The organism is Nitrobacter sp. MLSD-S21, from assembly GCF_058809865.1.
This window is the reverse complement of the sequence record NZ_JBXASZ010000005.1, coordinates 164765-189841: the sequence shown is the minus strand read 5'-3', so window position 1 is coordinate 189841 and position 25077 is coordinate 164765. Positions and strand designations below refer to the sequence as shown.

General features: G+C 61.0%; 21 protein-coding genes. 5 read left to right on the top strand and 16 right to left on the bottom strand.

The genetic code is table 11. The features are described 5' to 3' along the window. Positions 1-34 precede the first annotated feature (34 nt). Positions 35-1327, bottom strand: a complete 1293-nt coding sequence (locus AC1RT6_RS15415) for an adenylosuccinate synthase (protein WP_079445896.1) — start codon at positions 1325-1327, stop codon at positions 35-37. Between the two features lie 413 nt (positions 1328-1740). Between AC1RT6_RS15415 and AC1RT6_RS15410 the strand changes: the two genes are divergently transcribed. Then, complete coding sequence (locus AC1RT6_RS15410) at positions 1741-3294, top strand: S10 family peptidase (RefSeq protein ID WP_079445894.1); 1554 nt, start codon at positions 1741-1743, stop codon at positions 3292-3294. A gap of 151 nt (positions 3295-3445) precedes the next feature. Here AC1RT6_RS15410 and serA read toward each other — a convergent pair whose 3' ends face one another. From serA to AC1RT6_RS15340, 14 genes are all read right to left on the bottom strand, one after another. Further along, positions 3446-5035: a phosphoglycerate dehydrogenase gene (serA, locus tag AC1RT6_RS15405; protein ID WP_079445893.1), complete on the bottom strand. Its 1590-nt coding sequence runs from the start codon at positions 5033-5035 to the stop codon at positions 3446-3448. 256 nt (positions 5036-5291) lie between these two features. Further along, a complete protein-coding gene (locus AC1RT6_RS15400; protein WP_079445892.1) occupies positions 5292-6464 on the bottom strand; it encodes a phosphoserine transaminase in 1173 nt (390 codons plus the stop codon). A gap of 141 nt (positions 6465-6605) precedes the next feature. Next, entirely contained in the window at positions 6606-7436 is an 831-nt protein-coding gene (locus tag AC1RT6_RS15395) for an outer membrane protein (protein WP_079445919.1), read from the bottom strand. A 209-nt stretch (positions 7437-7645) separates the two neighbouring features. Beyond that, complete coding sequence (locus AC1RT6_RS15390) at positions 7646-8497, bottom strand: outer membrane protein (RefSeq protein ID WP_079445891.1); 852 nt, start codon at positions 8495-8497, stop codon at positions 7646-7648. A 201-nt stretch (positions 8498-8698) separates the two neighbouring features. Continuing rightward, the gene (locus AC1RT6_RS15385; protein WP_079445890.1) at positions 8699-9946 is read right to left on the bottom strand and encodes an MFS transporter; all 1248 of its coding nucleotides are present in this window, start codon (positions 9944-9946) and stop codon (positions 8699-8701) included. A 132-nt stretch (positions 9947-10078) separates the two neighbouring features. Then, positions 10079-11425 (bottom strand): phosphoglucosamine mutase, encoded by a 1347-nt coding sequence (glmM, locus tag AC1RT6_RS15380; protein WP_079445889.1) that lies wholly within the window; start codon positions 11423-11425, stop codon positions 10079-10081. A 230-nt stretch (positions 11426-11655) separates the two neighbouring features. Beyond that, positions 11656-11841 carry a hypothetical protein gene (locus AC1RT6_RS15375; RefSeq protein WP_079445888.1) on the bottom strand — a complete coding sequence of 62 codons (186 nt, stop codon included), beginning with the start codon at positions 11839-11841 and terminating at the stop codon, positions 11656-11658. A gap of 123 nt (positions 11842-11964) precedes the next feature. Further along, complete coding sequence (feoB, locus tag AC1RT6_RS15370; RefSeq protein WP_079445887.1) at positions 11965-13845, bottom strand: ferrous iron transporter B; 1881 nt, start codon at positions 13843-13845, stop codon at positions 11965-11967. Continuing rightward, complete coding sequence (locus AC1RT6_RS15365) at positions 13842-14150, bottom strand: FeoA family protein (protein ID WP_079445886.1); 309 nt, start codon at positions 14148-14150, stop codon at positions 13842-13844. The genes feoB and AC1RT6_RS15365 overlap by 4 nt, the downstream gene beginning before the upstream one ends. 97 nt (positions 14151-14247) lie before the next feature. After that, on the bottom strand, positions 14248-15105 hold the full coding sequence (locus AC1RT6_RS15360; RefSeq protein WP_079445885.1) for a shikimate dehydrogenase: 858 nt from the start codon (positions 15103-15105) through the stop codon (positions 14248-14250). Positions 15106-15337: 232 nt separating this feature from the next. Next, entirely contained in the window at positions 15338-17413 is a 2076-nt protein-coding gene (locus tag AC1RT6_RS15355; protein WP_079445884.1) for an elongation factor G, read from the bottom strand. Positions 17414-17585: 172 nt separating this feature from the next. Next, positions 17586-18068 (bottom strand): DUF992 domain-containing protein, encoded by a 483-nt coding sequence (locus AC1RT6_RS15350; RefSeq protein WP_079445883.1) that lies wholly within the window; start codon positions 18066-18068, stop codon positions 17586-17588. A 184-nt stretch (positions 18069-18252) separates the two neighbouring features. After that, positions 18253-18801, bottom strand: a complete 549-nt coding sequence (locus AC1RT6_RS15345; RefSeq protein ID WP_079445882.1) for a DUF992 domain-containing protein — start codon at positions 18799-18801, stop codon at positions 18253-18255. A gap of 197 nt (positions 18802-18998) precedes the next feature. Further along, complete coding sequence (locus AC1RT6_RS15340; protein ID WP_079445918.1) at positions 18999-20201, bottom strand: pyridoxal phosphate-dependent aminotransferase; 1203 nt, start codon at positions 20199-20201, stop codon at positions 18999-19001. Between the two features lie 190 nt (positions 20202-20391). Between AC1RT6_RS15340 and AC1RT6_RS15335 the strand changes: the two genes are divergently transcribed. From AC1RT6_RS15335 to AC1RT6_RS15325, 3 genes are all read left to right on the top strand, one after another. Further along, positions 20392-21618, top strand: coding sequence for a glycosyltransferase family 87 protein (locus AC1RT6_RS15335; protein ID WP_079445881.1), 1227 nt, complete (start codon positions 20392-20394; stop codon positions 21616-21618). Next, positions 21605-22594 (top strand): glycosyltransferase, encoded by a 990-nt coding sequence (locus AC1RT6_RS15330; protein ID WP_244553422.1) that lies wholly within the window; start codon positions 21605-21607, stop codon positions 22592-22594. The genes AC1RT6_RS15335 and AC1RT6_RS15330 overlap by 14 nt, the downstream gene beginning before the upstream one ends. A gap of 171 nt (positions 22595-22765) precedes the next feature. After that, entirely contained in the window at positions 22766-23416 is a 651-nt protein-coding gene (locus tag AC1RT6_RS15325; RefSeq protein WP_087881104.1) for a glutathione S-transferase family protein, read from the top strand. A gap of 20 nt (positions 23417-23436) precedes the next feature. On the opposite strand, the gene AC1RT6_RS15320 is transcribed toward AC1RT6_RS15325, so the two are convergent. Beyond that, entirely contained in the window at positions 23437-23712 is a 276-nt protein-coding gene (locus tag AC1RT6_RS15320) for a hypothetical protein (RefSeq protein WP_158081498.1), read from the bottom strand. Between the two features lie 127 nt (positions 23713-23839). Here AC1RT6_RS15320 and AC1RT6_RS15315 point away from each other — a divergent pair, with 127 nt between their 5' ends. Next, a complete protein-coding gene (locus tag AC1RT6_RS15315) occupies positions 23840-24988 on the top strand; it encodes a PQQ-dependent sugar dehydrogenase (RefSeq protein ID WP_079445916.1) in 1149 nt (382 codons plus the stop codon). Positions 24989-25077 lie beyond the last annotated feature (89 nt).

Below are 25077 nucleotides of genomic sequence, written 5' to 3'. Positions count from 1 at the left end.
ACATTAACCTTGAACGCATTCCCGTAACACCCCGTTAAGCCTCGAAAGGGTTCTGAACTAAAATGGTGTCTTCGCGCTCGGGGCTAGTAGACAACAGAGCGACCGGACACCCCACCAGTTCCTCAATCCGGCGAACATATTTGATGGCTTGAGCCGGCAAGGCCGCCCATGAACGCGCGTTGGCCGTCGGCTCCTTCCAGCCCTCGATCGTTTCATAAACTGGCTCGATGCGAGCCTGCGCCCCCTCTCCGGCCGGCAGATGGTCGATGTCCTTGCCGTCGAGACGGTAGCCAGTGCAGACTTGGATCGTGTCAAAGCCGTCAAGAATATCGAGTTTGGTCAGTGCAAGGCCATGTATGCCGCTGGTACGCACGGTCTGCCGTACCAGCATGGCGTCGAACCAGCCGCAACGCCGTTTACGCCCGGTGTTGACGCCGAATTCCTTGCCGCGCTGACCGATCGTTTCGCCGATTTCGTCCGTGAGTTCGGTCGGGAACGGCCCTTGGCCGACACGCGTCGTGTAGGCCTTGCAGATACCGAGTACGTAGCCGAGCGCGCTCGGTCCCATGCCGGTGCCCGTGGCCGCCTGGGCTGCAACAGTGTTGGAGGAGGTGACGTAAGGGTAGGTGCCGTGATCGACGTCCAGCAACGCGCCTTGAGCGCCTTCAAACAGGATGCGCTTGCCTTCGCGGCGCTTGTGATCGAGCAGATTCCACACGCTGTCAGCATAGGGCAGCACACGCGGCGCAATTGCGGCGAGCTCCTTCAACAGCGCGCCGCTATCCACTTCCGCGATACCGTGGCCGCGGCGCAGCGCGTTGTGATGGGTGAGCAGCCGCTCGATCTTGTGCGGCAGCGTCTGCGGGTCGGCGAGGTCCATCAGGCGGATGGCGCGGCGGCCGACCTTGTCCTCATAGGCCGGACCGATGCCGCGCTGGGTGGTACCGATCGCTGTCGCCGCGCTTGCATTCTCGCGCAAGCTGTCCAGTTCGCGATGCAGCGGCAGGATCAGCGTGACGTTCTCGGCAACGCGCAGGTTGTCGGGGCCGATTTTGACGCCCTGCCCCTTCAGCTTCTCGACCTCGTTGACGAAGGCTTGCGGATCGAACACGACACCATTGCCGATGATCGACAGCTTCGACGAGCGGACGACCCCCGAGGGCAGCAATGCCAGCTTATAGGTATTTCCGTCGATAACGAGCGTATGACCAGCATTATGGCCACCCTGGAAGCGAACGACGATATCCGCCTGCTCCGACAGCCAGTCGACGATCTTGCCCTTTCCCTCGTCGCCCCATTGGGCGCCGACGACGACAACGTTGGTCATTTCCGCGGAAATTCCTTGCAAAAGTGGGGCGTGTCTCGACAGCGCCTTCGGTAACGAACCTCGAATTCGAAGGGCACCGGCAACTCGTGATTGTCGTAAATGGTGTGGGTTCGGAAACTCGCTTGAAAAAAGATCGCAGCGAAAATGAAGCGATCTTCCGGACCACCCCGCCAGCCGAAACACGACAGACGCAATACAAAGCCGCCAGCCACGCGAGGCGTCCCATCGGATAAAGGATGCGTGCGGTTGACGCAAGCCGGAACGGCCCCGAACTGCCGCTCCAAGCCGTTGATTCATCCTGACAAACGTGGCGTCCTGCGGCTTCCATGCGGTCCCGTGCCCGCCATAGTTTTTAAGGACGCTCGATAATCAATGTTCGGCTTACCGCTCAACCGCCGAGAACAGGAGGAGAGATGCGCCGTCTGATGACCCGCGAGTTATGCGCGGGAGCGATGTTGCTGGCGATACTGGCTCCTTCTGCCGCTTACACGCGCGAGGGGGCGTCCGACGCGCCATCGCACCATGCAGAAACCACGCCCGCCGACCCTCGGGACGGCGGCGACCGGCCTGCCGCAACCGCCGACAATCGCCGGTTGCCGCCGGATTCGACCACCAGGCATAAGCTCGTCCTACCGGGCCGGACGTTGGCCTTCGCCGCAACGGCGGGCACTATTCGTATTTTTAACGACAAAGGCGAACCGCAAGCGGACATCGCCACCACAGCCTATCAACTCGACGGCGCCGATTCCCGCAGCCGCCCGGTGACCTTTGTTTTCAACGGTGGTCCCGGCGCCTCTTCGGCGTGGCTGCAATTCGGCAGCAACGGCCCCTGGCGCATCCCGATGGACCGCGCGATCACCAGCCCTTCCATTCCAATGCCGCTGGAGCCGAACGCGGAAACCTGGCTCGACTTCACCGATCTCGTTTTCATCGATCCGTTGGGCACCGGCTACAGCCGCATGGTGGCGCACGGGGACGACGCACGAAAACGCTTCCTCACAGTCGATGGCGACGTGGACTCGATTGCTCTGGTGATCCGGCGCTGGCTGGAGAAAGCCGACCGGATGCAGTCGCCGAAATTCATCACCGGCGAAAGCTATGGCGGCATTCGCGGACCGAAGATCGCCCGTAACCTGCTGACCCGGCAGGGCGTCGCCGTCAAGGGGCTGATTCTGATCTCCCCGGCGCTTGACTTCGGCGACGTGTTGGGCGCGGGGTTGACCCGGTTCGTGGCAAGCCTGCCGAGCATGGCGGCGGTTGCACGGGAAAAGGAGAAGGACAGAACGCTGACCCGCGCGGACATGGCCGACGTTGAAGCCTATGCACGGGGTGACTTCCTGACCGATCTCGTCAAGGGACAGGCCGATGCGGAAGCCACGCGGCGGCTTGCCGACCGCTTCGCGTCACTGACGGGAATCGATCAGGCGGAGAGCCGCCGCCTCGCCGGGCGATTCGACGTCAGCGAATTCCGCCGCGCCTTCGACCGCAGCAGCGGCAAGGTAACCGGACGCTATGATGCCTCGGTGCTGGGGTTCGACCCCTACCCGGAATCAAGCGCCAGCGACTTCAACGACCCTTCGGAGGAGCCGCTGCTATCCGCGCTGACATCGGCGGCGTTCGAACTCTATGCACACAAGCTGAACTGGCGGCCGGCGGGCTCCTATGAACTGCTCAGCCGCAGCGTCAACCGGGAATGGGATTTCGGCAAGAGCCGGTCGTCCGTCGAGTCGACGTCTGACATCCGCGAACTGCTTGCTGCGGACGCAAAATTCAAGCTGCTTGTCGCACATGGATTGTTTGATCTGGCGACACCTTATCTCGCCTCCCAGATCCGCCTCGATCAATTACCGACCTTCGGCTCGCGCGACCGGGGCAAGTTTGTGGTCTATCCCGGCGGCCACATGTTCTATTCGCACGACGGCTCGCGTCAGGCGCTGCGCGACGAGGTTCGCGCGCTGATGAAGTGATGAAACGCCGGGCTGACTTATGGTGTTTCTAGCGAAGTGGATGCCGGGTTTGCGTGACGCGTCAGATCAAAATCATAGAGCACCGCTTCTGATTTCATCAGAAGCGGGAAAGGCTCTAGCCGTAGATCCATCATGATCAGGCCTCGGCCGGTCAGAAGGTCAGCACCTTGGCCTGCTTGACCTGCGGCAGCGCCTGCACCTTGGCGAGAACGTTCTCCGGCACGCTGCCGTCAACCTCAACCAGCGCGATGGCGTCGCCGCCTTGCTTGTTACGGCCGAGATTGAACGTCGCGATGTTGACGCCCGCGTCACCGAGCAGAGAGGCGAACTTGCCGATGAAGCCCGGCTTGTCCTCGTTGGTGACGTAGATCATCGACTTGCCAAACTCGGCATCGACGCGGATGCCCTTGACGTCGACGAGGCGCGGCTGACCATCGGCGTAAACCGTTCCCGACACCGAACGCTCCTGCCGTTCGGTTGCGACCGTTACCGTGATGAGGCTTTCATAATCGCTCTGCGCGGCGCGGACGACCTCGTCCACCACCATGCCGCGCTCTTTGGCGACGACCGGCGCGGACACGACGTTGACATCGCCCAGCATCGGCCGCAGCAGGCCCGACAGCGCCGCCGAGGTCAGCGCTTTGATCTTCATTTCGGCGACGTGCCCCTCATAGGTGATGGTCACCTTTGAGATTCCGGTCTCCGTGAGCTGACCGGCGAACGAGCCGAGCTTTTCCGCAAGCTCGACAAACGGCTTCAGCTTCGGCGCTTCCTCCGCCGTGATCGAGGGAAAATTGATGGCGTTGGTGATCGCACCGGTGAGCAGATAGTCTGACATCTGCTCAGCAACCTGCAATGCCACGTTCTCCTGCGCTTCGGTGGTGGAGGCGCCGAGATGCGGCGTGCAGATCACGTTGGGATGGCCGAACAGCACGTTCTTGGTGGCAGGCTCCTCGACAAACACGTCGAACGCCGCACCTGCGACTTGCTTGGCGTTGAGCGCATCGACCAACGCCTGCTCGTCCACCAGGCCGCCACGCGCACAGTTGATGATGCGCACGCCCTTCTTCATCTTGGCGATAGCGGCAGCGTCGATGATGTTGCGAGTCTTGTCGGTCAGCGGCGTATGCAGCGTGATGAAGTCAGCGCGCGTAAACAGATCGTCGAGTTCGACCTTCTCCACGCCGAGATCCTTGGCCCGCTCCGGAGACAGGAACGGATCGAACGCAATCACCTTCATCTTCAGGCCAAGCGCGCGGTCGGCGGCGATCGAGCCGATGTTGCCGCAGCCGATCACGCCCAGCGTCTTGCCGGTGATCTCGACGCCCATGAAGCGGTTCTTCTCCCACTTGCCGGCCTGGGTCGAGGCATCGGCGGCGGGAATTTCGCGCGCCAGCGCCAGCATCAGGGTGATCGCATGTTCGGCGGTCGTGATCGAGTTGCCGAACGGCGTGTTCATGACGATGACGCCCTTGGCCGTCGCCGCCGGAATCTCAACGTTGTCGACGCCGATGCCGGCGCGGCCGATCACCTTCAGCTTCTTGGCATTGGCGAGAATTTTCGCGGTCGCCTTGGTGGCGGAGCGGATGGCAAGGCCGTCATAGTTGCCGATGATCTCGGCGAGCTTGTCCTTGTCCTTGCCTAGCGCAGGCTGGAAATCGACCTCGATGCCGCGATCCTTGAAGATCTGCACGGCGGCAGGGCTAAGCGCATCGGAAATGAGAACCTTGGGTTTGGTCATGATGTTGTCCTCTATCCTCCCCTTGAGGGAGAGGGTCGGCGCGCTGCGCCGGGGTGAGTGGTGAGACCGTTTCTTCCCTCTCCCCTTGTGGGAGCCGAGACGAGCGAAGTTCGCTCATAGGGTCACGAAATCGAGTGAAACGAGATTGAGCGGGTGAGGATTGAAGCGGCGACGGGAAACACCCCTCATCCGCTCTCCCTTCGTTCGGGCACCTCTCCCACAGGGGGAGAGGGAAACAAGGCATCGAGCCTAGAGACTACGCCGCTTTTGCAAGCGAGGCCTTGGCCTCGGCGAAGGCCCAATCAATCCATTGCGTCAGCAGTGCGACGTCGCTCGCCTCCACCGTGGCACCGCACCAGATGCGCAGACCCGGTGGCGCATCGCGGTAGTACCCGAAATCGTAGCCCGCGCCTTCTTTCTCAATTGCACCAACGAGTTTCTTGGCGAAATCGGCTTGCGATTCTGGCGGCAACGACGTGATCGTGGAGTCGACGACCTTCAGGCAGACTGACGTATTTGATCGGATCGCCGGATCCTTGGCCAGAAAATCGATCCACGGCGTCTTCGCCACCCAATCACTCAACACCTTGGTGTTGGCGTCAGCGCGCGCAATCATGCCCTTGAGGCCGCCAACCGACTTGCCCCAGTTCAGCGCGTCGAGATAGTCCTCGACACACAGCATCGACGGCGTGTTGATGGTCTCGCCAGCGAATATGCCGTCGATCAGCTTGCCGCCCTTGGTCATGCGAAAAATCTTCGGCATCGGCCACGGCGGCGTGTAGCTCTCAAGCCGCGCCACGGCGCGTGGGCTGAGAATCAACATCCCGTGCGCCGCCTCGCCGCCTAGCGCCTTCTGCCAGGAGAAGGTGACGACATCGAGCTTGGCCCAATCGAGCGGCTGCGCGAAAGCGGCTGACGTCGCGTCACAGATCGTGAGACCTTCGCGCGTGGCGCTGATCCAGTCCGCATTTGGCACACGCACGCCGGACGTCGTCCCGTTCCAGGTGAAAACGATATCAGAGGCCGGATCGGCCTTGGCAAGATCGGGAAGCTCACCATAACCCGCGGTGAGCTTGGTGACATCCTTCAGCTTCAACTGCTTGAGGATATCGGTGATCCAGCCCTCGCCGAAAGACTCCCAGGCGATTGCTGTTACCGGACGCGCACCGAGTAGCGACCACAAAGCCATCTCGACCGCGCCGGTATCGGACGCCGGCACGATGCCGATCTTGTAGTCAGCCGGAATTTCCAGAACCTCACGCGTCAGATCGATGGCGAGCTTGAGCCTGGTCTTGCCGATCTTCGCGCGATGCGAACGGCCGAGGGCTGCGTCCTTGAGATTTTGGGGGGTCCAGCCGGGGCGCTTGGCGCATGGGCCGGAAGAGAAATGCGGCACGTTCGGCCGCGAAGCAGGCTTCGCAACGGTCATGATCTATCCTTCCAGATAGCAAGCCTCCCGTTGGGGGGAGGTGTCCCGCCGCTGTGGATATGGGAATCAGCCGATCCCGTCAAGGATATTCCCGGCAGTTAGGCTGGATGACAACCGCGATGAACCGAAATCAAACCACGATCAGAACCTGTAGCCCACACCAGCGCGCACTGTGTTGACAACGGTATCCACCGGAGCCGTAAACCGCAGGAATTCCCATTCGGCACGTAAGAATAGACCATCGAAGATCATCATATCGATACCGAGACCCGCGGCGTAGCCGTAGATGAAGTGTGCATTGGCGTTGTCGGACAAAGAGCCAGAGCCTGAAAGGTCGGGAAGCGGTGGAACCTGCGTACCAACATACTGATAGTACAGATTGTAATTTGCGTTGCGCTGGATATCGGCCCGCCCCATCGCCATCCCGACGAAGGCATACGGCAGGAAGCAGCCGAACGAATATCCACCGCGAAGCCGAAGCGAGCCAAAATCCGTGACTTGCATAGAAGCGCTCGATCGTACGAACGCCGACGTCAGATAATCGGTTGGGTAGCTGAACGATCGGCCTTGACTGCCACTCGAGGAACCAAAGAATTTACCGTGGATGTAGTTGGCCTCGACGCCGAAGACGACGTCCTCCATCTGCACGTTATAACCTAGGAATCCGCCAAATCCGCTATTACGGTTTGAGGACGTTCCGCCCAGCGGCCATGTCGAAAGATGATACTGTCCTTCGACATCGATGTTGTTCAGCAGTCGTTCCAGTAACTCTTTTCCGGAGTTCTTGAAATCCATGTCGGCTGAACCGTAGCTCGCCTGTCCGCCAACATAAAAACCCTGCCACACCGTCCGCACCGTGCTGAGGCTCGGCGGCTGTGATCCGCGCAAGAACGGAAGGTCGTCGGGCATATCGGCTGCGTATGCGCCCTGCGCCGCTCCGCAAATGACCGCCGCCAGCAGAAGTCTACGCATCGTGAACGCTCCATCGACCACAACTTGAGTAGTGTCGATTATCAGCTGTTAACCTTAACCAATCGTTGTTGCGCGGCGTGATTGCTTCATATTGTCGACAAACCATCGACGTGCCCGACCCTTCGCAGCAGTCGGGAATCAACCGCACGAAAGCAAAACGGCGCGGGAAAATTCCCGCGCCGTTAAGAACCGTTAAGAGGTGATAGAGCTCAGCCCTTGGTGACCAGCGGCGGCGGGGCATAGACCGGCGGGGTGTTGAAATACCAGCGCACGCCGAGTTTCACGTCATGCGACGTGATGTCGTTAAACTGCATCGGAACGCCCCGCGTGAATCCGGTGTAATCGGAAACCGCGCCCGTCATTCCGGAACCGAGATTCACATAGCTGTAAGCCAGTTCAACTGTGAGGCCCGGATTGACCATGTAGGCCAAACCGCCGTGAAGCGCCCACGCGAAATTCCACCTCGACGCAGCCGGCGCGTTTGCGAAGCTTGGGAAGGCGCCGAAGCCAAATCCGTTATTGTTGACCATGCCGGTATCGGTGTAATTGGCAATCGTCACGCGCGCCGCGCCGACGCCTGCACCGATGAATGGCGTGACGCCCCACCAGGTGCCGAGATCGGCATAACCGTTCGCCAACACAAGCCATTCCGATTTGGTGGCGTTGTAGTTGTTGATACCGTTTCCGACGATCCCGCCGCCTGCTGGATAGGTCAGAAGATCGGTGCCTTTGAAGTTCGAATTACCGCGATACTGGCCTGTGAAGTCGCCGCGGAACCAGTTGTTGAACTGATAGCCGACACCGACGCCGTAGATTCCGGCGGCATCGAAAGCGGTCGTCTGTTGCAACGACAGCAGTTGCGCGTTGCGGCCATCCGCCATCGCAATGTTGCTCACGCGCTGGTTGCTGAATCCGATATCGCCTCGCAAGTACCAGCCGCCGAAACCCACGACCGGTGGGGCGTAATAGGGCGGAGGCGCGATGGGCAGGTCAGCGGCGAATGCGGCAGATGATAATAGTGATGCCGCTCCGGCGGCTACGAGCAATTTTACACCACGCATCGGCTTCGTCCCTTTGTGCCGTGAGGCAAGTGCGGCCCCACTCCAATTCGGAGGGACGATGACACCAAATCCTTAAGAGCCGCTTAACCCTAATTTTTAAGGTTGATTTTCGGTAAGTTTATTCTGGCGTGAACGGCGCGGCGAACCGTCACGATGGATGCTGCCACACGAGTCCGTGGACGAGCGATCCTACGGCGGCGACTACGAGTGCTGGATTTTCGGCATCTTCGGCAGGAACATCGCCAGCAGACCTATCGCCGGCAGGAACGCACAGGCTTGATAGACAAACTCGATGCCCTTGGCATCCGCGACCTCGCCCAGCAGCGCGGCACCAAGTCCCGCCGCGCCGAATGCAAAGCCGAAAAACATGCCTGAGATCATGCCGAGACGGTGCGGCATCAGTTCCTGCGCAAACACAATGATCGCAGGCATCGCGGATGAGAGGATGACACCGATGACCACCGTCAGCACCACTGTGCCAGCAAGATTTGCAAACGGCAGCAATAGCGTGAATGGCAGCACCCCGAGGATCGACAGCCAGATCACATAGCGGCGTCCGAAGCGATCGCCAATCGGACCGCCGAAATACACGCCTATGGCGACCGCGCCGAGAAACACAAACAGCAAAAGTTGAGCTGTCTGCGTCGAGACGTGAAACTTCTCGATCAGATAAAAGGTGTAATAGCTCGTCAGGCTGGACATGTAGATGTATTTCGAGAACACCAGCACGATCAGAATCGTCAGTGCGAGCGCCGTCCGCGCGGGCGCCGGTGTCTCCGACGATCGGCGCGGCCGGGCACTCTCATGCGGCGAGATCCGCAGCTTGTACCACCGCCCGATTTGAAACAGGACGACGATCGCGATGAATGCGATCGACGAGAACCACGCGATGCTGGGCTGCCCGAACGGCACGATGATCAGAGCCGCCAGGAGCGGCCCCATCGCCGAGCCGAAATTCCCGCCAACCTGAAAAACCGACTGCGCGAAGCCATAACGACCACCGGACGCCATTCGCGCGATGCGCGCGGACTCCGGGTGGAACACCGCAGAGCCAAGGCCGATCAGTGCAGCGGAAACAAGGATCATTCCGTAGACATGAGCGACGCTCAGCAGCAGCAACCCCACGAAAGTAAAGCCCATGCCGACGGCAAGTGAGAACGGCTGGGCTTTCTTGTCGGTGACATAGCCGACCACGGGTTGCAGCAGCGAGGCGGTCACCTGAAACGCCAGCGTGATCATTCCAATCTGCGCAAAGTCGAGCGCGTAATTTTCCTTCAGGATCGGATAAACCGAGGGGATCAGCGACTGCATGGTGTCGTTGAGAAAATGCGAAAAGCTGATGCCGCCGAGCACCAGATAGGCGGGACCCGTAGCGGCGGCCTTATCCGTGATCCCGGGAACCACGACCGGCGCAACCAGCGTTTCCTCGGAGATGACAGGCTTGTCCACGGACGGCTTTCCGGTTGTTACAACCGGAGCCTGTTACGACGCGGGCGCCCGACCGTCCATCAATCGTTATAGCTGGGATGCATCAGGATATTCGCCAACGCGGCGCGACGGCACAAGGTTCTGGTTGCGGTTTCACGCCGCCGCCGGGTTTCCCAATGCAGAAACGATCGTGTCCACGACTTCCTCGACCAAGATACGGTCATCGCCCTCACCCATGACGCGAATGACAGGCTCGGTTCCCGAAGAACGGACTAACAGGCGACCATGACCGTTGAGACGCTTCTCGCCCGCTGTAATGGCCGACTTCACCTCCGCGCGATCCAACGGCTTGCCGTTGCGATAACGGAAGTTCTTCAATATCTGCGGAAGCGGCTCGAACTTGTGGCAGACTTCGGAGACCGGGCGTCCCAGCTTCTGGACGACAGCAAGCACCTGAAGCGCAGACACGAATCCGTCTCCAGTGGTCGCATAGTCCGACAAGATGATGTGCCCTGATTGTTCGCCGCCGAGATTATAGCCATGCTTTAGCATCTGCTCGAGCACGTAGCGGTCGCCGACAGGTGTCCGCACCATCGACAACTCGCGATCCTTCAGGAATCGCTCAAGGCCGAGATTGGACATCACGGTAGCGACAATCCCCGGCCTGGTCAGGCGGCCGTCTTCCTTCCAACTCTCGGCAATCACTGCGAGAAGCTGATCGCCGTCGACCACATGGCCGCGCTCGTCGGCTATGATGACGCGGTCGGCGTCTCCGTCGAGCGCGATGCCGATATCGGCGCGCATCTCGCGGACCTTGCGGCACAGCGCCTCCGGCGCGGTGGAGCCGCATTCCTTATTGATATTGAAGCCATCGGGCTCGACGCCGATCGGAATGACGTCCGCGCCCAGTTCCCACAGCGCCTCCGGCACCACCTTGTAGGCTGCGCCATGGGCGCAATCGACCACGACCCGCAGCCCCTCGAGGCTAAGTTCGCGGGGTAGCGTGCGCTTGGCGAATTCGATGTAACGATCATGCACGCCGTCGATACGACGGGCGCGGCCAAGGTTCCCGCTCTGCGCGAGTTTCTTGTCGAGGTTTTCATCGAGCAACTGCTCGATCTTCTTTTCGACCTCGTCGGACAGCTTGAAGCCGCGCGGGCCGAACATTTTGATGCCGTTGTCCTCGAAAAGGTTGTGCGACGCTGAAATCATGACACCGAGATCAGCACGCATGGATTTGGTCAGCATCGCTACTGCCGGCGTCGGCATCGGACCCAGCAAGAGCACATCCATGCCAACCGACGTAAAACCCGCGACCAGCGCATATTCGATCATATAGCCGGAGAGGCGCGTATCCTTGCCGATCACGACGCGATGACGGTATTCGCCGCGCTGGAACACCAGCCCAGCGGCCTGTCCAACTTTCATCGCCAGTTCCGGCGTGATCAAGCCGTTAGCTCGGCCGCGAATGCCGTCGGTTCCAAAATATTTGCGGCTCATTTTCCCCCCATGACCCGCCTTTGCTCACAGCCACGCTTGAGGTCGGCTCATCGAATCGTTGGACGCCGAGCATATCGCAAGGCCGCTTATAACGCCCCTAAAGATAAAACGACTTCAAAAAATATAATGAACCGTTACCGGAATTTGGGGGAAAGGGCCGGATCGTTATTCTGTGGCATGTCAGGACGAAGCAGCCGCCGTCTTCTCAATGCAAGTCAATGCAAGCGCCTCTAATGGCGACGATCCATTTGATCCTTGGCGGGTTTTTCCTCGGCGGGTTTTTCAGGAGCCGGCTGGGTGACGCTCAACGGGTCCGAACCGGGAAACGACTCTTTCAGGGCGCGATCGAGTTCCTTGTCCAGTTCTTCCTTGGTTTTTTGGTTCCGGTCGTTCGTCTCACCGTCATGTCGCGCCATAGCTTTCTCCCGGTGTGGGCAGCTAATGTAACGCCCTCATGTAAGCGTCGGTTCCGGCGAATGTGGAATTCAAGTCCAGCTTGCTATGGCGCCAGCCCTTCGCAGGCGCCGCCGGACCGGCGGTCAGCCCCAACCTAACGCCAGCGAGATGCGGTAGGTGACGAACGCCGCCAGATAAGCCATCGACAGCATGTAGAAGAATGTGATCATCACCCAGCGCCACCCGCCGGTCTCGCGCTTGATAACGGCGAGCGTTGAGGCGCATTGCGGCGCAAAGACATACCAGGCGAGGAACGCCAGCGCGGTCGCGAGACTCCATTTCCCGGCCAGCATGTGACCGATCTGTTCCGCCGCCTCGTTGCCTCCTTCAATCGCATAGACGGTGCCAAGCGAAGCCACCGCCACCTCGCGCGCAGCCATGCCGGGAATAAGCGCAACGCTGATCTGCCAGTTGAACCCGATCGGCGCGAGCACAGGTTCGATCCAGCGGCCGATCATGGCTGCAAGGCTGAAATCGATCGCAGGCTCGGTGGCGCCAGCCGGCGGACGGGGGAACGACGCCAGGAACCAGATCAGAACCATCATGGAAAAAATCGTGGTGCCGGCGCGCTTCAAAAATGCCATCGCGCGCTGGTAGAGATTCATCAGCACGCTGCGCAGTTGCGGCAACTTGTAATCCGGCAGTTCCAGCATGAAGGGCGGCGTCGCGCTGTCACGCCAGAAGAAGTGGTTGGCCACGAATGACACCGCGAGCGCGCTGAATATCCCCACCGCATAGAGCCCGAACATCACGAGCCCCTGCAATCCGAGAATGCCGAGCACCGGCCGGTTTGGCACGAACGCCGCGATGATCAGCGTATAAACCGGGATGCGCGCCGAGCAGGTCATCAGCGGCGCGACCATGATAGTGGTCAGCCTGTCGCGCTTGTTATCGATCACCCGCGTCGCCATGATCCCCGGGATCGCACAGGCGAAGCTCGACAACAGCGGGATAAAAGCGCGGCCGTGCAGTCCGGCGCCACCCATGATGCGGTCCATCAGGAACGCCGCACGCGCCATGTAGCCGAGGTCTTCAAGAAGCAGAATAAACAGAAACAGAATGAGGATTTGTGGCAGGAACACGATGACGCTGCCGACGCCGGAGATGATGCCGTTCTGGATGAAACTTTGCAGCAATCCTTCCGGCAGCACAGTCGCTGAAAAGGCGCCAAGCGCATCGAAGCCGCCGGAGATCAGTTCCATCGCCGGTTGCGCCCAGGCGAATACGGCCTGAAACACCACGAACAGAAGCAGGAGCAGCGCGATCATGCCCGACACCGGATGCAGCAGCACTGCGTCCACGCGCGTGGTCCATGTATCGGGCTTAGCCGGCTCGCTGACCGCGGCGCCGATCACGCGATCAGCCTCGCGCTGCGCCGCGCGAAGATCTGATACGCCCGGCGTGGTCCAGTCGCTCCCGACGATGGCACCTGCCGGCTTGCCGGCGATGTCGTCAATCCTGTGCAGGAGATCGTCAATGCCGCCTCGCCGCACGGCGGTCGATGTGACGACCGGCACCTCAAGCTCGGCGGAAAGCTTGTCGAGATCAATGCCAACGCCGCGACGCCGCGCGATGTCGATCATGTTCAGCACCAGAAGCATCGGCCGGTGAACACGCTTCAATTCGATCACCAGGCGCAACGCCACACGAAGATTGGTGGCGTCGGCGACGCAAAGCAAAAAGTCCGGCGGGCTTTCGCTCGCAAGCTTGCCGAGAATGACGTCGCGGGTAATGTCCTCGTCCGGGCTGCGGCCCCGCAATGAATAAGTTCCCGGCAGGTCGATCAGATCGACCCGGTGGCCGGATGCCGTGCGCAAAACCCCGGACTTCCGCTCCACCGTGACGCCGGCGTAGTTAGCCACCTTCTGGCGGCTGCCGGTGAGCGCATTGAACAAAGCGGTCTTGCCGCTGTTCGGCGTCCCAACCAGAGCGATACGCCAGTCATTCACATCGATTGCGGTCATGCGATGGTTTTCGCTAGCCCGCCGACCATGACCGCCATGGCTTCGCGCCGGCGCAGCGCGATCGTCGTACCGTTAACCCGAACCGCTATCGGATCCCGGCCAATCGGCCCTTCATGCAGTATCTGAACCGACGCGCCCTCGACGATACCAAATTCAAGAAGACGCCTCTCGATCTCCATTGCAGACACCCCCAGGTGGTCGCCGTCGACCATGATGGCGGTCACCCGCCCGCGAAAGCCGCGCCGAGCGAGGCCGAGCGGCGTGGTTTCCATAGCTTCAGGGTTGCTGGGATCGAGATTGGACATGACGTTCGCTTTGGATCAAGCGCTCCCGGGGGTCAAGACAAAGAGAGGCGATTGCGGCAAAATGGAACAATTGAAAATACCGGGCCAATCGTAAACCTCAAGTCGCGGGATGAGGGATCCGGAGATCGGCCTCGACCAGCGTGCGTAAATCCTGCGTCACCACGGGACGCTCTCCGAACCACAGCTCGAATCCGCGTACGGCCTGATGCAGCAGCATCCCGAGGCCGTCTGCGGTCCTGAGGCCCCGCGCCCTCGCCGCAGCCAGCAATGGCGTTTCCAGAGGAACATAGACCAGATCGGCGACCACCGCATCCCGCGACAGCAGCGGCAGCTCGATGTCCAGTGGCGGCTGCCCGTTCATGCCGAGCGAAGTTGTATTCACGAGCAGACCGGTGCGCGGCAGCACGTCGCCAAGCGTGTTCCAAGCCGCTGGCATAACCGTGGGTCCGAATTGATCCGCAAGCACTTGCGCCCTTTCCATCGTACGGTTCACGAGATGGATGCGCTTGATCCCGCGTTCGATCAGACCGAACACCACGGCCCGCGACGACCCGCCGGCGCCAAGCACCAGCGCATCCTCGATGCGATCCCAGCCCGGAGCGACGGCATCGAGATTGCCGATGAAACCCTCAACGTCCGTATTGGTGGACCGCAGGATGGCGCCATCATAATAGAGGGTGTTGGCTGCGCCGACAGCTCTCGCGCGCTCGTCTGGCTCCGTCAATTGCAACGCCCGCTCCTTGTGCGGGATTGTGACATTGGCGCCCACGAAGCCGTGCGTCGAAAGATGCATGACGAATTCCGCGAATCCTTCGGGCGGAATCGCTTCAATGCTGTAGCCGCCCGTTATGCCGTGCACGCGCAGCCAATAGTGATGGATCAGCGGCGAGCGCGAATGCGCTGCGGGCCATCCGATCAGGCAGGCGGCCCGGCCTGTTGTCCCGGCTGTCATCATGCATCCCGTCGTGTGACGCGCCGACCATCAGGCGGCACCCGATGAAATCATGCAAGCTGACGCGCCTGTCAATGCCGCCGGTGCGGTCCCCGTGCAGCCGCACCGCAGACCGTGATCTGGCTCATGGCGCGGGCGTGCGCATTGGCCGCAGCGGCGGGCTGACGCCCATGGTCAGGAGCACTCAGATGAACGCACGCCCGGCGAACCTCCAACCGTAGGATCAGCTCCGACCCTAAGCCGCCACCCGACGCGCGGCGATGATCTGGTCGGCGGTCCGGCCGGTGACTTCGGCCATGCGATCGAACTGCCGGGTAAAACTGCCCGCTCCCGCCGTCGCCGACCTCAGTTCGACGATGAGATCGCCGATCTCGGCTTCCGGCATCGTGGCGCGCACGCAGTCCCAGCCGGCCCAACTGTCGCGACTGTCGAAACCAAGAATCTGGCCGCGGCGTGCCGACAGGATCGCGTTGACCTTCGCGGTCGCATCGCTCGGGCAAACGATCTCGACCACATCAATCGGCTCCAGCAGCACCGGCTGGCATTTCGGTAAGGCTTCGGCTATCCCGATGCGGGCGGCGGTGCGGAACGCCTGATCCGAGGAGTCGACGCTGTGGTAGGATCCATCGGTCAGCGTCACCTGCACGTCAATCACCGGAAAGCCAAGGGGACCGCGGGCGAGTCCGTCCACCACGCCGTCCTCGACTGCGCCGATATAATTGCGCGGCACCGCGCCGCCGACAATCTTGTCAATAAAGACGAAGCCCGCGCCGCGTGACAGGGGTTGAACCTCCAGCACCACGTCGCCGAACTGGCCATGCCCTCCGGACTGCTTCTTATGGCGTCCCCGCTGGCTGACAGGCTTGCGGATCGTTTCCCGATAGCTGATCGCGGGCGGATGCGAATCCACATTGACCCCGAAGCGACCGTGCAGCCGTTCGAGCGCAACGCGTAGATGCATCTCGCCTTGTCCCCACAGCACGGTGTCGTGAGTCTGCGCGTTGTGAACGACGGCGAGCGAGGGGTCTTCCTCGTTGAGCTTGATGAGAGCCTGTCCGAGTTTGACGTCGTCCTTGCGGTCGCGGGCGGCAAGCGCCCTCGCAAGCACAGGCGCGGACGGCGCGATGCTGACCAGTGAGGGTGGCGCGATCCGGGCGGTCGTTAACGTATCGCCGGTCTTGACGGCCTCGAGCTTGCCCAACGCCACCACCTCACCCGCGCACGCCGATGCGCGCTTGGTCTCCTGCGCGCCGGTGGCTGCGAGAATGCCGGAGATTTTTCCTGCTTCGCCTGACGACGCATGCACCGTCGTGGCATCGTCGAAGCGACCTGTCAGCACCCGCGCCAGCGACAGCTTGCCGCCGTGCTGGAGGTGCATGGTCTTGAACACGTAGGCCAGCGCCTCCTCGCTATCAGCCACGCCCATGCGCTTCGCCGTCTCGCTAATGCCAGGCGCTTCGTGGCGCAGCGCTTTCATCAACCGCCACACGCCGTTCTCGCGCGCAGCCGAGCCGAGCAATACAGGGCAAATCTGGCCATCGCGCAGCTCACGAGCAAGATCGTCGAACACTGCATCCCGCGGCGGCGCAATATCCTCGAGCAGTTGCTCCATCAGCGCGTCGTCGTGATCGGCGAGTGTCTCCAGCATCGAGAACCGCGCTTCCTTCTCGCGGTCGAGATCGCCGACGTCCAGTTGGACAACTTCGGAAGCCATATGCTCGCGGTAGACGAAGGCGCGCTCCAGCGCGAGATCGACAAATCCGGCGATCAAATCGCCGTTCCAGATCGGGATCTGCCGTAGCAACAGCGGAGTCCGCGACGCCGGCTGCAACATTGCCAAGGTTTGGCGAACGCCCTTGTTCGCCTTGTCGATCTTGTTGAGGAACAGAAAACGGGGAATGCCCAAATCTTCCAGTTCGCGCAGGATAATCTGCAACTGCGGCAACTTGCGCTCGTCCGCCTCGCACACGACCACCGCTGCATCGACCGCGGGAATTGCAGCGCGCATGTCGTGTGCGAATTCGATCGAACCCGGACAATCGATAAAAGTATAGGTTTCGCCCATGAAGCAGGTGTTAGCTGGAGTGAGTCCGACTCCCATTTTGTGCTGGCGAGCTTCGTCGCTGGCGTCGCCGACGCTGGTTCCCTGATCGACGCTGCCTGCTTTGGGGATTGCGCCCGTTCGGGCAAGGATGGATTCGAGAAGTGTGGTTTTACCGCTCTGGAACGGGCCCACCAGCGCAATGCACCGGGGACCCGACGTTTGAGTGCCTTGAGGTCCCCCTTGGGGACTTCTGAGGTCTTGTCCCATTGCCGCCTCCTGGTCTGGAAGTCGGCCCATGATTGGGTCGGCGATAGCCGATGCTCCTCCCGCAGACGGAATTTGGCAAGCAGGAAAACACGTCGGGACATCCGCGCCGACGGTTCAGCCAACGCGCAGCCCGGCTCAATGGGGCGAAACGCCGAACGGCGGCGGAAGCCTGTTAGCGGCCCGGACGCAATTCCAGCGCAGCGAGACCCGCCGCCACGTTGAGGCCGACCTGACCCTGCACGCTGAGCGGTTGCAGCGCGATCGAATTGGCGGAGCCGCCGATCAGAACGTTGCCGCCGAGGCCAACGCCGACCGAAGCGCTGCCCTGTGCGCCCGCGTAGTTACCCGAGAGATCGCCAGGCCCGAGCCGCGCCACCGGAGCGTAAACGCCCCAGGCCAGCGCCGATTCCTGGGTAATACCGAGATCGACCCCAACCTTGCGGATCGTAGCCACATAACGGTCTTCCGGCAGGCCGTCGGCGTGAAACACGCAGCCAAGATGGGTAACGGAGCCGACGACAAACCCAACGCTCGCTCCGCCGCGGCATTCGAGAACGCCGACCTTGACAGGTTGCCGGGGCTGCTGCGCAACGGCGCCCGCATACAACGCGATCAGCGCCGCCGCCGCGCCCGCCAGAGCTGGAAAACCCCGCATGGCAAAACTCCGGATGAATTTGGTGGTGTGATGCAAAAACGGCCACTTTAATGAGTTGCGAAACGTGCTTTTTTATCGCACCTGCCTGCCGCTCACCAGACGCGCCCCGCCGTCATGAACGCCTCAACCATAAGCCATAAAAGTGAGGCCCGCTTTCGCGGGCCCCAATGGTCGTCCGATCCGATCAGTGATGATGGTGGTGATGATGATGATGATGGTGGTGCCGATGCCGCCTGTAGCGTGGCGCCGGACGCAGATCCACCGGGCGCAGATCAACATCGACGATGCCAGCCACGGCGCTAAGGCCGGTCTGGCCCTGCAGGCTCAGCGGCTGCAGCGAGATCGAATTGTTGGAACCGCCGGCCAGCAGGTTCGCGCCGATCCCAACTCCGACCGTCGCGTTAGCGCCGACCCCGCCGAAGTGACCGGCAAGTGCTCCGCGGCCCAGCCGACCACCCGGCGCGTGGACCATCCATGCCAAACCGGTCTGCTGAGTGATGCCAAGGTCAAGACCAAAGCGCTGAATGCGCGCGATATATGGTTCAGGCGGCGCTCCGCTGTTGCTGCGGAAGACGCATTGCAGCTCGGTTGTCGAACCAACGACATAGCTCACGTTCTGGCCGCCCGCACATTCGAGGACACCGGCCTGGACGGTATTATATTGAGCATGGGCGCTCGCAACTGACGCGACGAGCGTCACGGCGGCCACGGCGAGAAGTCTCGGGAAGTTCATGGAATAATCTCCGCTTGGAATCGGGAAAGGGGAAAGGCGTGGAATCGGTAAAGGTGTGGGACATGATGGAATCGCCGTGTCCAAAACAAGGCAATCGCCACATTGCGGCATCAACATGCCGGCACGTTGCTAAAACTTAATGAACATCAGGACAAAGCCACTCCAGAGTTGGGCATGTATTGCTGCCGCGAAGGCGATCAGCGCAGATTACCGCAGAACTGCTGAATGCGCTTGCAGGCCTCTTCGAGATCCGCCGTTTTAGTCGCATAAGAGATACGGAAGGCCGGTCCTAAGCCGAACGCGGACCCCTGCACCACCGCAACTCCCTCGGCCTCCAGCAACTCGGTGACAAAATCCTCATCCGTCTCGAGCTTCCTGCCCGACGGCGTGGTCTTGCCGATGGCGCCGGCGCAGGACGGATAGACGTAGAACGCGCCTTCCGGCCGTGGGCAATCAATGCCCTTGGCCTGATTCAGCATCGCCACCACGAGGTCGCGACGCTCCTTGAATATCTTGTTATTCGCTTCGATAAACCCTTGCGGGCCGCTCAGGGCTTCCACCGCCGCCCATTGCGAGACGGATGACGGGTTGGATGTCGATTGCGACTGGATCGTTGCCATCGCCTTGACGAGTTGCGCGGGACCGCCGGCATAGCCGATGCGCCAGCCGGTCATGCAGTAGGCTTTCGACACCCCGTTCACCGTCAGGGTGCGATCGAACAGTTTTGGCTCGACCTGCGCCGGCGTGGTGAATTCGAAGTCGTCGTAGATCAGATGCTCGTACATATCGTCGGTCATCACCCAGACGTGCGGGTGCTTCACCAGCACATCGGTCAGTGCCTTCAATTCGGCCCGCGTGTAGGCCGCGCCGGTCGGGTTCGACGGCGAATTGAGGATGATCCACTTGGTCTTCGGCGTGATCGCTCTTTCCAGCGCCTGGGGCTGCAACTTGAACCCGAACTCCGCCGTGCAGACCACGGGCACGGGCTCGCCTCCCGCCAACGCCACCATTTCGGGATAACTGACCCAGTACGGCGCAGGGATGACGACCTCATCACCCGGATTGATGGTCGCCATCAGCGCGTTGTAGAGCACCTGCTTGCCGCCGGTACCGACAATGATCTGGTTCGGCTTATAGGTCAGCTCGTTCTCGCGTTGAAACTTGGCGATAATCGCCTGCTTCAGCTCGGGGATACCATCGACCGCTGTATACTTGGTCTTGCCCGCCTCGATGGCATGAACCGCGGCAAGTTTGATATTGGCCGGTGTATCGAAATCCGGCTCACCCGCGCCGAGACCGATCACGTTCCGCCCCTCCGCTTTGAGCCGACGTGCTTTATCCGTGACCGCGATGGTCGCGGACGGCTTCACACGGTCGAGCGCGGCGGACAGGAACGACATCGTCATCTCCTAGCAAGCGTGGTCGGTCACCATTTCCACGCCATTTCAGTGATTGGGATCGCAAACACATTAGTGTGCGTTACGTTGCACCGCAAGAACAATGCTGACCGGCGCACATCTGATAGGTTTCAGAGAACCTTAAATACCAACGATTAGTGTCCGCCGGACCTCCGTACGCGGCGATTGGGACATGACCCGTTTTTGGCAAAAGATTCGAACCGGACAATGGCTGACTGCGGAGCGTCTGCAAGGCTACAGCATCATTTTGCTGGTTCTCTGCGCCATCGCGATCGTTGTGTGGGTCGCGGCGTCGGACGGGCTCATCGACCGACGCGGCCAGCCGATCGGAACGGACTTCTCCAACGTCTACGCCGCCGGCGCCCTGGCTTGGCAGGGGTTAGCGCCTGACGCCTACGATCCCGGGCTGCAGCATGCCGCCGAACAGGCCATCTTCGGCGGCCGGCCGGTGCCCTTCTACGGATGGCATTATCCGCCGTTTTTCTTTGCCATCGCGATGGCCGCCGCCGCCTTTCCTTACGCTTGGGGTCTGCTGTTATGGCTGGTGACCAGTCTGGCCGGCTACCTCGTGACGGTCTGCGCCATCGTCCGGCGTCCCGGGACCTGGCTGCCGGCGCTGGCTTTTCCGGCCGTCTTCATCAATATCGGCCACGGGCAGAACGCATTTTTCACCGCAACGCTTATCGGCGGCGCGCTGGTGCTACTCGATCGCCGGCCGTGGGTTTCAGGCATCCTGATCGGTCTGCTGATCTACAAGCCACAGTTTGGCGTGCTGATCCCCATTGCATTGCTTGCCGGCGGGCGCTGGACGACCTTTGCCGCGGCGGCTCTCACCGCATCGGCACTCGCGGTCGCCAGCTTCGCGATATCCGGGGTCGAAATCTGGCACGCCTTCGCGGTATCGACGACGTTTACGCGAACGGTGATCCTGGAACAGGGCGCCACCGGCTGGCACAAAATCCAATCGCTATTTTCAGCGGTCAGGATGTGGGGTGGCGGAATCCATCTTGCCTATGCAGCTCAGGCAATGCTGGCCGCCGCGCTCGCAATCAGCATTGCGTGGCTATGGCGCTCGCGAGCTTCGTATGATCTGAAAGCCGCCGCACTCTGCACCGCATCGCTGCTCGTCACGCCATATGTACTAGACTACGATCTCGTCGTTCTCGGCATTGCGATCGCGTTTCTCGCCCGTCACGGTCTGGCGCACGGTTTTATATCCTACGAACTTTCGCTGCTGGCGCTGGCGTGGATCATGCCGCTTCTTACACGCACCATTGCCGGCGCGAGCGGTCTCCCCCTTGGCCTCATCGTAATGATGATGCTCTACGTCGTCATCCTGCGCCGGGCGGCGATGGAAGCCGGCGTTATCTTCAGGAGTGATGCCTTTGCCAAGGCTTGACCGGATCCGCGACGAGATCGACGGCATGTTCGCGCAGAGCAGCATGGTGCGAAACCGAACGATCGCCGTGCTTCTCCCTTGCTACAATGAGGAAGTCACGATCGGCGGTGTGGTCCGCGGATTCCTTCGCGCGCTGCCCGGCGCCAGGGTCTACGTCTACGACAACAATTCCACTGACGGCACCTACGACGCAGCGCTCGCGGCCGGTGCTATCGTTCGCCGTGAACTGCTGCAGGGCAAGGGCAATGTCGTCCGCCGCATGCTGGCGGATATCGACGCCGACATCTACGTTCTGGCGGATGGCGATGGCACCTATAAACCGGACGCCGCCGGCGCGCTGATCGAGGCGCTTGTCGTGCGCAACCTCGACATGATGATCGGAACCCGTAACGGCGACGACAAGGCTTTTCCGTCAGGCCATCGGTTTGGCAACCTCTTCTTCAATCGCGTCATGGCGCACATGTTTGGTGACGGCTTCACCGACATTCTCTCGGGTTATCGAGTTCTCTCCCGCCGCTTCGCCAAATCATTTCCGGTGTCGTCGGCAGGCTTTGAGATCGAGGTCGAGCTCTCGGTCCATGCCCTCGACCTGAAGATCGCGACCGGCGAAATGGCACTGCCTTACGGTACACGCCCCGATGGATCGACCAGCAAGCTGCGCACCTATCGCGATGGCCTGCGCATCCTGCTGATGCTTTTCAAGCTGTACAAGGAAACGCAGCCGCTACGATTCTTCGGTGCTGCAGGCACTATGCTTCTGCTCGTTTGTCTTGGGCTCGGCGCCCCGCTCATCGCGACCTATCTGGAAACCGGCCTTGTACCCCGAATACCAACTGCGGTACTCGCTGCGGCGATTGCCCAGCTTGGATTCCTCAGCCTGGCAATCGGACTCGTGCTTGATGCCGTCGCGCGAGGTCGCCGTGAAGCCAAACGGATGCGCTATCTCGATCTTGACGCAGTTGCGAACAAACCTTGATGCTGATCGGGTCGTTGATCGCGCAATAAAATCTTCCGCACGGACTTGCGGCAGTTCAATTTTACTTTTCCAAATGGCAAGACCTTGCGGCGAGTGGCCTGCGACCACTATTCTTCCACTGCGTTGCAGGCGAGCATGCCGGGCGCTCCGGCGATCAGGCGAAGCTCCGTAATGTACAAGCTCTATTCAATGCAGCGCTCGGGAAACAGCTACAAGGTTCGCCTCGCGCTGACTTTCCTTGACGTGCCTTATCATGCCATCGAAATCGATATCCTGCGTGGCGAAAGCCGCACGCCGGATTTTCTCGCCAAGAACCCGAGCGGACAGGTACCGTTACTGGAGGTGGCAGAAGGGCGTTACCTCGCCGAGTCCAATGCCATCTTGTGGTATGTCTCGATCGGAACCGCATTGGCTCCGAATTCGCCGATCGAGCGTGCCGAAGCACTGCAGTGGATGTTCTTCGAACAGCACGCGTTGGAGCCCAACATTGGCGCCGCGTATTTCTGGCTGTCGCTGGTCAAGGGAGGCCGCGAGTTGCAGACTCACGCGCTGGAAGACTGGATGGAGCGCGGCTATGCGGCCCTCCAGGTCATGGAAAACCATCTCAGAACCAATGACTTTTTCGCTGCCGGGCAGCTGACCATCGCCGACATTGCACTTTATGCCTATACCCATGTCGCCGACCAATGCGACTTCGACCTCACGACGTTCCCGTCGATCCGCGCCTGGTTGCGGCGGGTTGAACAGCAACCCGGCTTTGTAACCATGGACGGCAGCGCGACTTTCTCGGACGATGCCGCAGTCAGAATCGCAAGGGCTTGATCCGTGCGGTCGACACCGGGCTAAGAACCGGCTTCGATATCGCAAGGCGGGAACCTCTTCGCCTCATTCAATTTGCCCCAATCCTGGCCGTGCTTGGTGAAAGATTGTCCAGGCTGGTGATTCGCCAGTGCTTGTGGAGATCCGACAATGATGCGGTCGCGAGGTTCGAGCGGATGGTTTGGAGGGCGCTTCGCACCCGTCGCATCCTCGCGTCTGACCAATGCTGTTGCGGCTTCACTGGCAATCGCTGCTTTTGCAGTCGTCCTTTCCGTCGCCTTCGCGATGATGTCGATCAAGGTCGCGATGGCTATGCCAATCGGCATCTGAACCGCACTTCCTTGCAATGTACATTGGCTCCTCACAATTTTGTGACGGCTAACCATGTCTCTCCGTGTGACCATCGCTCGCCGCCAGGAGCGTTCGATGAAAAGACCAATCGTGCGGGTTACGGCCATTCTGGGCGCGGCCACCGTCCTCGCGGCTTTCTTCGCCACCAACGTGCGCAGCGGAAGCAAATCGTTCCGGTCGTCAGCCGGGCCGATCGAGGTCTCAACCATTGCCCACGGCCTTGTCCATCCTTGGGGACTCGCCTTGCTGCCGGACGGGCGGATACTGGTCACGGAACGGCCCGGGCGCTTTCGCATCGTCAGCCGCGACGGTGATCTGTCGCCGCCGCTCAAGAACGTGCCTGAAGTTTGGGCCTCCGGTCAGGGCGGGCTGCTGGACGTTGTGCTGGACAAGTCGTTCGCGGGCAACAAGACCCTCTATTTCTGTTTCGCAGAACGGGCGGAAGGCGGCGGGCGAACCGCCGTTGCACGCGCCACATTAGGTGAGGATCGGCTTCAAGACGTCGAGATCATCTTCCGGCAGGAGGGCCCGCTGTCGTCGGGCAATCACTATGGCTGCCGCATCGCGCAAGCTGACGACGGCAACCTTTTCGTGACGCTTGGCGAGCATTTCAACCATCGCGACGAGGCGCAAAATCTGGCGAACCACCTCGGCAAAGTGATCCGGATCGCGCCCGATGGCTCGGTGCCGGCGGACAATCCGTTCGTCGGCCGCGCAGACGCCAAGCCGGAAATCTGGAGCTACGGCCACCGTAACGAACAGGGGCTCGGCATCAACCCGGCGACCGGCGACCTTTGGGAGGTCGAGCACGGCCCGCGCGGCGGCGACGAGGTCAACATCATCGGCAAGGGCAAAAACTACGGCTGGCCGGTGATCGGCTACGGCATCGACTACGACGGCGCGAAAATCCATGCCAGCACCGCGAAGGAAGGCATGGAGCAGCCCGTGAAATATTGGGTGCCTTCGATCTCGCCATCCGGCATGGCCTTCTACACCGGCACGCTGTTTCCGTCGTGGAAAGGAAGCCTTTTCACCGGCGCGCTGTCTGGCAAGATGCTGGTGCGGCTCTCGCTCAGTGGCAATGAGGTGACTGGCGAGGAACGCCTGCTGGAAGACCTCAACGAGCGCATCCGCGACATACGCCAGGGGCCGGACGGCGCGTTGTGGCTTTTGACCGATAGCACTGCCGGACGCCTCTTGCGGGTGTCGCCGGCCGGGAAATGACTCTAGATTATTAATTTTGACGCGTTTCCTTCACGCGAACCAGATTCCACTTCGCTCGAAAACACTCTAGCACCGTGATCGCCGTGCCT